Origin of the sequence: Paraburkholderia sp. UYCP14C, from assembly GCF_004197395.1 — a bacterium.
In the GTDB taxonomy this organism is placed as follows: domain Bacteria; phylum Pseudomonadota; class Gammaproteobacteria; order Burkholderiales; family Burkholderiaceae; genus Paraburkholderia.
On sequence record NZ_SELS01000124.1, the window covers coordinates 1 to 9,570 of the forward strand.

General features: G+C 65.1%; 6 protein-coding genes and 1 tRNA gene. All 7 read left to right on the forward strand.

Annotated features, from left to right (window positions below; translation table 11 throughout):
* Positions 1 to 112 precede the first annotated feature (112 nt).
* The gene (gene fdnG, locus EVC45_RS42360; protein ID WP_136624688.1) at positions 113 to 3,181 is read left to right on the forward strand and encodes a formate dehydrogenase-N subunit alpha; all 3,069 of its coding nucleotides are present in this window, start codon (positions 113 to 115) and stop codon (positions 3,179 to 3,181) included.
* A gap of 9 nt (positions 3,182 to 3,190) precedes the next feature.
* On the forward strand, positions 3,191 to 4,114 hold the full coding sequence (gene fdxH, locus EVC45_RS42365) for a formate dehydrogenase subunit beta (protein ID WP_129964050.1): 924 nt from the start codon (positions 3,191 to 3,193) through the stop codon (positions 4,112 to 4,114).
* Positions 4,111 to 4,767, forward strand: a complete 657-nt coding sequence (locus tag EVC45_RS42370; protein ID WP_129964051.1) for a formate dehydrogenase subunit gamma — start codon at positions 4,111 to 4,113, stop codon at positions 4,765 to 4,767. The genes fdxH and EVC45_RS42370 overlap by 4 nt, the downstream gene beginning before the upstream one ends.
* A 122-nt stretch (positions 4,768 to 4,889) precedes the next feature.
* On the forward strand, positions 4,890 to 5,888 hold the full coding sequence (gene fdhE / locus EVC45_RS42375) for a formate dehydrogenase accessory protein FdhE (RefSeq protein WP_129964052.1): 999 nt from the start codon (positions 4,890 to 4,892) through the stop codon (positions 5,886 to 5,888).
* A gap of 46 nt (positions 5,889 to 5,934) precedes the next feature.
* Complete coding sequence (selA, locus tag EVC45_RS42380; protein ID WP_211193572.1) at positions 5,935 to 7,383, forward strand: L-seryl-tRNA(Sec) selenium transferase; 1,449 nt, start codon at positions 5,935 to 5,937, stop codon at positions 7,381 to 7,383.
* A 13-nt stretch (positions 7,384 to 7,396) separates the two neighbouring features.
* On the forward strand, positions 7,397 to 9,310 hold the full coding sequence (gene selB / locus EVC45_RS42385; RefSeq protein WP_129964054.1) for a selenocysteine-specific translation elongation factor: 1,914 nt from the start codon (positions 7,397 to 7,399) through the stop codon (positions 9,308 to 9,310).
* Positions 9,311 to 9,359: 49 nt separating this feature from the next.
* Positions 9,360 to 9,452 (forward strand) — tRNA-Sec (locus tag EVC45_RS45965).
* Positions 9,453 to 9,570: the final 118 nt, after the last annotated feature.

Genomic DNA, 9,570 nt, shown 5'->3' on the forward strand with positions numbered 1-9,570 from the left:
TCTTCAACATCAACTACTCCAGTTTGGATCACACGTTTTACCCCAACTCTGTGTCCAGAAAAACCGGAGCCGCCGCAAATCAATTTGTCTCCAAAAGAGCCGAGGGCATTCAATGACGCAAATGACCCGGCGACAATTCCTGAAGATCTCTGGCACAACGCTTGCCGGATCGAGCCTGGCCCTGTTGGGCTACTCGCCGACACCCGCACTGGCCGAAGTCCGTCAGTACAAATTGTCGCGTACAACCGAAACCCGCAATACCTGCCCGTACTGCTCGGTGGGCTGCGGCATCCTGATGTACGGCCTTGGCGACAATGCCAAGAATGCGAAATCGAGCATCATCCACATCGAGGGCGACCCCGACCATCCGGTCAATCGCGGCACGCTGTGCCCGAAGGGCGCGAGCCTGATCGACTTCATCCATAGCCCGAGCCGTCTGCGCTATCCCGAGTACCGGGCGGCCGGGGCGAACGAGTGGAAGCGCATCTCGTGGGAAGACGCGCTAGACCGCATCGCGAAGCTGATGAAGGAAGACCGCGACGCGAACTTCGTCGAGACGACCGCGGACGGCAAGAAGGTCAACCGCTGGCTGACTACGGGGATGCTCGCGGCGTCGGCCAGCAGTAACGAGGTGGGTTACCTGACGCACAAGACTGCTCGCAGTCTTGGCATGCTGGGATTCGACAATCAGGCGCGTGTCTGACATGGCCCGACGGTGGCAGGTCTTGCCCCGACGTTTGGCCGTGGAGCGATGACGAACCATTGGGTCGACATCAGAAACGCGGACTTGATTCTCGTCATGGGCGGCAATTCGGCCGAGGCCCACCCATGCGGTTTCAAATGGGTCACCGAAGCCAAGGCGCACCGCAAGGCGCGCCTGATCGTGGTCGACCCGCGCTTTAATCGCACGGCGTCGGTCGCGGACTACTACGTGCCGATCCGCACCGGCTCGGACATCGCGTTCCTCGGCGGGGTGATCAACTATCTGCTGACGAACGACAAGATCCAGCACGAGTACGTGAAGAACTACACGGACGTGTCGTTTATCGTCCGCGAGGACTTTGCGTTCAACGACGGCCTGTACTCCGGCTACAACGCCGACAAGCGCAGCTACGACAAGACCACGTGGGATTACGAACGCGGCGACGACGGCTTCGCCAAGGTCGACCCGACGCTGCAGGACCCGCGCTGCGTCTATCAGCTGATGAAGAAGCATTACTCGCGCTACACGCCCGAGCAGGTCGAAAAAATCTGCGGCACGCCGAAAGACAAGTTCCTGCACGTGTGCGAGATGCTCGCGGCGACGTCGGTGCCGGGACGCGCGACCACGATCATGTACGCGCTTGGCTGGACGCAGCACTCGACCGGCTCGCAGATCATCCGCACCGCCGCGATGGTGCAGCTGCTGCTCGGCAACATCGGCATCGCGGGTGGCGGCATGAACGCGCTGCGCGGTCACTCGAACATCCAGGGCCTGACGGACCTCGGCCTGATGTCGAACCTGCTGCCGGGCTACATGACGCTGCCGAGCGAAGCGGAGCAGGACTTCGACGCCTACATCGCGAAGCGGGCCGCGCAGCCGCTGCGGCCGAACCAGCTGAGCTACTGGCGCAACTATCGCGCGTTCCACGTGAGCTTCATGAAGTCGTGGTGGGGCGACAAGGCGACCGCCGAGAACAACTTCGCTTTCGACTATCTGCCGAAGCTCGACAAGTCCTACGACCTGCTGCAGGTCTTCGAGCTGATGAGTCAGGGCAAGATGACCGGTTACATCGCGCAGGGCTTCAATCCGCTTGCCGCCGCGCCGTACAAGTCAAAGAACGGCGCGGCTCTGGCCAAGCTGAAATGGCTCGTGATCATGGATCCGCTCGCGACCGAAACGTCGGAGTTCTGGAAAAACCACGGCGAGTTCAACGACGTCGACAGCTCAACGATCCAGACCGAGGTTTACCGTCTGCCGACCACCTGCTTCGCCGAGGAACGCGGCTCGCTCGTCAGTTCGAGCCGGGTGCTGCAATGGCACTGGCAGGGCGCGGACGGCCCGGGCGAAGCGAAGAGCGACCTCGAGATCATGGCTGGGCTGTGGTTGCGGATTCGCGAGGCTTATCGCAAGGACGGCGGCAAGTATCCCGATCCGATCCTGAACATGAGCTGGCCGTACGCGAAGCCGGACAGCCCGACGCCCGAAGAACTCGCGATGGAGTTCAACGGCCGCGCGCTCGCGGACGTCACCGATCCGAAGGACCCGACCAAGGTGCTCGCGAAGAAAGGCGAGCAACTCGCGAGTTTCGCGCTGCTGCGCGACGACGGCTCGACTTCGAGCGGTTGCTGGATTTTCTGCGGCGCGTGGACCCAGGCGGGCAATCAGATGGGCCGCCGCGACAACTCGGACCCGACCGGCATCGGCAACACGCTGAACTGGGCGTGGGCATGGCCGGTGAACCGGCGGATTCTGTACAACCGCGCGTCATGCGATCTCAACGGCAAACCGTTCGATCCGACGCGTAAGCTGATCGCGTGGAACGGCAGCACGTGGTCGGGTGCCGACATTCCGGATTTCAAGGTCGACGAGCCGCCTGACAGCGGCATGAATCCATTCATCATGAATGCGGAAGGCGTCGCGCGGTTCTTCGCGCGCGACGCGATGGTCGAAGGGCCGTTCCCCGAGCACTATGAACCGTTCGAGACGCCGCTCGGCTACAACCCGCTGCATCCGGACAACAAGCTGGTCGTCAGCAATCCGGCGGCGCGCGTGTTCCCGGGCGATAAGGCCACGTTCGGCACGCACGAGAACTTCCCGCATACGGCGACCAGCTATCGTCTGACCGAGCATTTTCACTACTGGACCAAACACGCGAAGCTGAACTCGATCATCCAGCCCGAGCAGTTCGTCGAGATCGGCGAAGACCTCGCGAAGGAGGTCGGCGTGGTGGCCGGCGACCGGGTCAAGGTGAGCTCGAACCGCGGGTACCTGATAGCCGTCGCGGTCGTGACGAAGCGCATCAAACCGCTGATGATCGAAGGCAAGAAGGTGCAGACCGTCGGGCTGCCGATTCATTGGGGCTTCATGGGGCTCGCCAAGCCAGGCTATCTCGTCAATGCGCTGACGCCCCCGGTGGGCGACGGGAATTCGCAGACACCGGAAACCAAGTCGTTCCTCGTCAAGGTCGAAAAGGCATAAGGGGAAGAGATGGCACTGCAATCACTGGATATCAGACGCGTCTCGGCCACGACCACCCAGCCGCCGGTGGCTCGCGCACCGGCCACCGGCCAGGTCGCGAAGCTCATCGACGTCTCGAAGTGCATCGGCTGCAAGGCGTGTCAGACGGCCTGCATGGAGTGGAACGATCTGCGCGACGAGATTGGCGTGAACGTCGGCGTCTACGACAATCCGCCCGACTTGACCCCGCAGTCGTGGACCGTCATGCGTTTCGCGGAGTACGAGAACTCAGCCGGCGATATCGAATGGCTGATCCGCAAGGACGGTTGCATGCACTGCGAGGACCCGGGCTGTCTGAAGGCCTGTCCGTCGCCGGGCGCGATCGTGCAGTACACGAACGGCATCGTGGATTTTCACCAGGAGAACTGCATCGGCTGCGGCTTCTGCATCGCCGGCTGCCCGTTCGACATACCGCGCATGTCGCGGCAGGATCGCCGCGTGTACAAATGCACGCTCTGTTCGGACCGCGTCGCGGTCGGTCAGGAGCCGGCCTGCGTGAAGACCTGCCCGACCGGCGCGATCATGTTCGGCACCAAGGAGGACATGAAGCAGCAGGCCGAGGACCGCATCGTCGATCTGAAGGAGCGCGGTTTTCAGAACGCGGGCTTGTATAACCCGGACAAGGTCGGCGGCACGCATGTGATGTACGTGCTGCATCACGCCGACCGGCCGTCGCTGTATCACGGCCTGCCGGACGATCCGCGCATCAGTCCGCTGGTGTCGTTGTGGAAGGGCATCGCCAAGCCGATCGGCTTGGCCATCATGGGGATCGCCGCGCTCGCGGGCTTCTTCCACTACACGCGGGTCGGCCCGAACGAGGTGACCGAGGCCGACGAAGCCGCAGCCGTCAAGGAAGCCGAAGAAGCACGCCGTTCGCGGGAGGGTACGCAATGAACCACTCTGAGCACACCGACTTCACGGACGTGAAAGGCAACCGCCTGATCGTGCGCTATACGCCGAACGAGCGCACGAATCACTGGATCACCGCGATCTGTTTCATCCTGCTCGCGCTGTCCGGTCTCGCGTTGTTCCATCCGGCGATGGCGTTTCTGTACTTCGTGCTCGGCGGCGGGCAATGGACGCGGATTCTGCACCCGTTCATCGGCTGCGTGATGTTCATCTCGTTCCTGATTCTTGCGTTGCGCTTCTGGCATCACAACTATCTGGACCAGGCGGACATCCAGTGGATGAAGCAGATCGGCGACGTGCTGAACAATCGCGAGGAACGCCTGCCCGCGATCGGCAGGTACAACGCCGGGCAGAAGCTGCTGTTCTTCCTGATGGTGATCTGTATGCTGCTGCTGTTGCTGAGCGGCATCGTGATCTGGCGGCGCTACTTCTCGTTCTATTTTCCGATGGACCTGATCCGGCTGTCGGCGCTCGTGCATGCCGTGGCGGCGTTCCTGCTGATCGTCGGCATCATCGTGCATATCTATGCGGCGCTGTGGATCAAGGGCTCCGTGGGCGCGATGACGCGCGGCACCGTTACCTATGGCTGGGCGCGCAAGCATCATCCGAACTGGTTCAGGGAAATCATCGGCAAGTAAAGCAAGCTCGATCGGCGCTGCCCCAGCGTGTTTCGATGCGCCGCACGCAGCGCCCCGCGCACCGGGCCGCCGCGCGTCGTCGATGACGGGCGGCGGCTCTTCCGTTTTCAGAGGTCAATATCTTGGTTCAACGCATTCTCGAAGCCGCCGACATCGAGTCGCTCGATCCCACGGCAATCCCCCGCATCCGCATGCCGGAGCGGCTCGCGGTGTTCGCGCCGCGCGCCGCGCGCCTGCGGCAGCTCGCCTCGCGCAGCAATCCGATCGCCGGCTACCTGCGTCTGATGGCGGCGCTTGCCGATGCGCAGCAGGCGGTGCTCGCGCACTTCAAGGCGCAGCCGCCGAGCCCCGAGCTGATCGCGAGCGCGCAGCAGTATTCGATGCCGCTGATTCCGGCGCTGTCCGGCGCGCGCGATCCGGCGTGGCGCGACGTGCTGCTGCTACTGCTCGACAAGCTCGAAGCCGCGGGCCCGTTGACGCCGCCGCTCGTCGCGTTGTTCGCGCGCCTGCGCTCGCTCGACGTCGCCGCGCTCGAAGCGCAGGCCGACGCGATCTTCGCGCAGCGCTTCGCCGAGGTCGAACCGGCGAGCGCGCCGTTCATCATGGCCGCGCTGCAGGTCGTGTGGACCGACCTCGCGGCCGATATCGACAAGCGCGCGGTACCGTACCTCGACACGCCGGGCCTGTGCCCGGTGTGCGGCTCGCATCCGGTGGCGAGCACGCTGCGCATCGGCGGCGCGTACGACAACTATCGCTATCTGCAATGCGGGCTGTGCGCGACCGAATGGCATATGGTCCGCACCAAATGCTCGAACTGCGATTCGACCAAGGGGATCGCGTATCACGTGGTCGGCTCGCCCGAGGCCGACGCGGCCACGCGTGAAGCCGAAGCGAAAAACGCCGCACTGAAGGCGGAGTCGTGCGACGAATGCCATACTTACCGCAAGATCGGCATCCAGGCGAAGGACTACGAGTTCGATCCGTTCGCGGACGACCTCGCGAGCCTCACGCTCGACCTGCTGATGGGCGCGGAAGGTTACCGGCGCGCGTCGCCGCATCCATGGCTGTGGCCGGAGCAGACGGCCGGCGGGACGGAAGCGGAGGACGACGAGTCCGCATGACGGCGGCCTGACCGGACGCAAGTTCAAAACGACATAAGGATTGCTCATGAGCGATGTGAGCAGCTCGGAATTGCGCGTGCTGATGGCGCGGGTGCCGTCGGTGGACAAGGTGATGGCGTCGGCGGAATTTGCGCCGCTCATCGGCGAATACGGCCGCACCCAGGTGCTCAACGCGCTGCGCGACGCGCTCGACGCGTGGCGGATCAGCGCGCAATCGGGCGATGCGGCGGCCAACCCGGCGCTGAGCGCGCTCGATACCCCGCAGCTGCATGCCGCGGTCGCCGCGGCACTGCTCGCGCGCAACGCTTCGCGGCTGCGCAGCGTGTTCAATCTGACCGGCACCGTGCTGCACACGAACCTCGGCCGTGCGCTGCTGCCCGACGAATCGGTGCGCGCCGTGATCGGCGCGCTCACGCAACCGGCCAACCTCGAGTTCGATCTCGCCACCGGCACGCGCGGCGACCGCGACGACCTGATCGACGATCTGATCTGCGAGCTGACCGGCGCCGAAGCCGCGACCGTCGTCAACAACAATGCGGCCGCGGTGCTGCTCACGCTGTCCGCGCTCGCGGCGAAGAAGGAAGTGGTGGTGTCGCGCGGCGAGCTCGTCGAAATCGGCGGCGCGTTTCGTATTCCCGACATCATGAGCCGCGCGGGTGCGAAGCTGCGCGAAGTCGGCACGACCAACCGCACTCACCTGCAGGACTACGAACAGGCGATCAACGCGCGCACCGCGCTGCTGATGAAAGTCCACGCGAGCAACTATGCGATCAGCGGCTTCACGAAGGAGGTCGGCATCGACGAGATCGCGCCGCTCGCGCATGCGCGCGGACTCGCGCTCGCCGTCGATCTCGGCAGCGGCACGCTGGTCGATCTCGCCGAATGGGGCTTGCCACGCGAGCCGACCGTGCGCGAGACCGTCGTGGCCGGCGCCGATGTCGTCACCTTTAGCGGCGACAAGCTGCTCGGCGGACCGCAGGCCGGGTTGATCGTCGGGCGCCGCGATCTGATCGCGAAGATCAAGAAGCATCCGCTCAAGCGCGCGTTGCGCGTCGGCAAACTGACGCTTGCGGCGTTGGAGCCGGTGCTGCAGTTGTATCGCGCGCCGGAGAAGCTGACCGAGCGGCTGACCACGCTGCGGCTGCTCACGCGCCCTGCCGAAGACATTCACGGCGCCGCGCAGCGCGTGTTGCCGGCGCTGCAGCAGGCGATCGGCCCACGCTATACCGTGGCGGCGGAGCCGATGGTCAGCCAGATCGGCAGCGGCGCATTGCCGGTCGACGTGCTGCCTAGCTATGGCCTCGTGGTGCGCATGGCCGACGGCAAGCGCGGCGGCCGTCATCTGCTTGCGCTCGAAAAGCAGTTGCGCGAGATGGCGCGGCCGGTGCTCGGCCGGATCGCGGACGACGCGTTGCGGCTCGATCTGCGCTGCCTCGAAGCCGCCGACGAAGCGCAATTGATCGCACAGCTAAGCGCGCAACCGCAAAGCAACTGAAGGACAGGTACGCATGATCGTCGGTACAGCGGGGCATATCGACCACGGCAAAACGAGCCTCGTGAAGGCACTCACCGGCGTCGACACGGACCGTCTCGCGGAAGAAAAAGCGCGCGGCATTTCGATCGAGCTCGGCTACGCGTACGTGCCGCTCGACAACGGCGACGTGCTCGGTCTGATCGACGTCCCGGGCCACGAAAAGCTCGTGCATACGATGACCGCGGGCGCGAGCGGCATCGACTTCGCGCTGCTCGTGATCGCCGCCGACGACGGCGTGATGCCGCAAACCCGCGAGCATCTGGCGATCGTCGAACTGCTCGGCATTCGGCGCGCCGCGATTGCGCTGACGAAGGTCGATCGCGTCGACGACCAGCGCCTGCGCGAAGTGCGTGACGAAGTGAGCGCGTTCGTCGGCGCTAGCGTGCTGCGTGACGCGCCCGTGTTCGATACCTGCGCGACGCGCGCGGGCGATGCCGGGGTTGCCGCGCTGAATATGCATCTGCGCGAACAGGCCGCGGCATGGCGCATGAAGCGTGACGACGGCCTGTTCCGCCTCGCCGTCGATCGCGTGTTCACGCTCGCGGGGCAGGGCACGATCGTGACCGGGACCGTGGTGGCCGGCAGGGTGAGCGTCGGCGACACGATGCTGCTCGCGCCCAAGAATCAGCCGGTGCGCGTGCGCAGCATTCACGCGCAGAATCGCCCCGCCGAAACCGGTCACGCCGGTCAGCGCTGCGCGCTGAATCTGGCGGGCATCGAGAAGAGTGCGATCGAGCGCGGCGACTGGATCGTCGATCCGCGACTGTCGCGAGCGAGCGAACGCATCGACGTGATGCTGACGCTGCTCGCGGACACGCCGCACGCGCTCGAACATTGGGCGCCGCTGCACGTGCATCTCGGCACGCAGCATCAGGTTGCGCATGTCGCGCTGCTCGAAGGCGACACGCTTGCGCCGGGTCAGCACGCGCGCGCGCAACTCGTGTTCGAGCGGCTGCTGTGCGCGGCGCCGGGCGATCGCTTCGTCGTGCGTAACGCGCAGGCCAATCGCACGGTGGGCGGCGGGCACGTGCTCGATCCGTTCGCTCCTGCGCGCAAGCGGCGCTCGCCGGAACGGTTCGGCTGGCTCGACGCGATCCAGACGCTGCTCGACACCGGTTCACTCGACGCACTGCTCGCGTGCGCGCCGCACGGGTTGTCGCGGGCGTTGCTGGAGCGCTTGACAGGAATGCCGGCGGCCGCGCTCGCATTGCCCGCCGGGACACGCACGATCGAAGTGCCGGGCCATGACGCGCTGCTGGTCACGGACGCCACATGGCGCGCGCTCGCCGGGCGGCTGACGAGTGCGCTCGCGCAATACCACGAGCGCTCGCCCGATGAACTCGGCCCGGACGTGTCGCGCTTGCGGCGCATCGCGGCGCCGCTGGTCGACGACACGCTGTGGCGTGCGCTGGTCGACGCTGCGGCGGCGCGTGGCGAGCTCGTCAAACATGGACCGTGGCTGCATTTGCCCGGCCACGCGGTGACGCTCGACGCCGCCGATCAGGCGCTTGCCGCAACGCTGCTGCCTGAGATCGAGGCGGGGCGTTTCGATCCACCGTGGGTACGCGACCTCGCGAACGCGCACGGTGTGCCGGAGGAGCGGGTGCGTCAGTTGCTGCGCAAGCTCGCGCGTCAGGGCGAACTGTTCCAGGTCGTGCATGATCTGTTCTATCACCAGCAGGTGATTCGCGAGCTTGCGTCGATCGCGGCGAGCGAGGCGCAGAAAAACGCCGGCACCGTGGCGGCCGCGCCGTTTCGCGACGCGACCGGACTCGGCCGAAAACGCGCGATCCAGCTTTTGGAGTTCTTCGACCGGGTTGGGTATACTCGCTTCCACCGTGGCCTGCACCTCGTGCGCACGGATAATCGCTGGCTCGATCTGCCTTGATCTGGCTGGTGTTCTGTTTCTATCGGCCACGCGTCATTCGATCACCGTAGGAAGGCATCCGTATCCGGTGGTGCGGCTGGGCTTCAAACCCAGTTGAGGGCGTCAGACGCTCTCAGGTAGGTTCGACTCCTGCTGCCTTCCGCCCGGCAACGCTTCCGGGGTGTTCCGACATGTTCCGAGAACGTCCTTTAAGTCGCTGATTTCAAAGCGGTTTATGGGTAACGGCGTGCTTGCCGCTTCCAGCGATGTCCCGCACAATT

Bases quoted from the DNA above. Each gene is read 5' to 3' on its own strand.
- fdxH (WP_129964050.1), top strand. From the start codon at position 3,191: ATGGCACTGCAATCACTGGATATCAGACGCGTCTCGGCCACGACCACC.
- EVC45_RS42370 (WP_129964051.1), top strand. From the start codon at position 4,111: ATGAACCACTCTGAGCACACCGACTTCACGGACGTGAAAGGCAACCGC.
- selA (WP_211193572.1), top strand. From the start codon at position 5,935: ATGAGCGATGTGAGCAGCTCGGAATTGCGCGTGCTGATGGCGCGGGTG.
- selB (WP_129964054.1), top strand. From the start codon at position 7,397: ATGATCGTCGGTACAGCGGGGCATATCGACCACGGCAAAACGAGCCTC.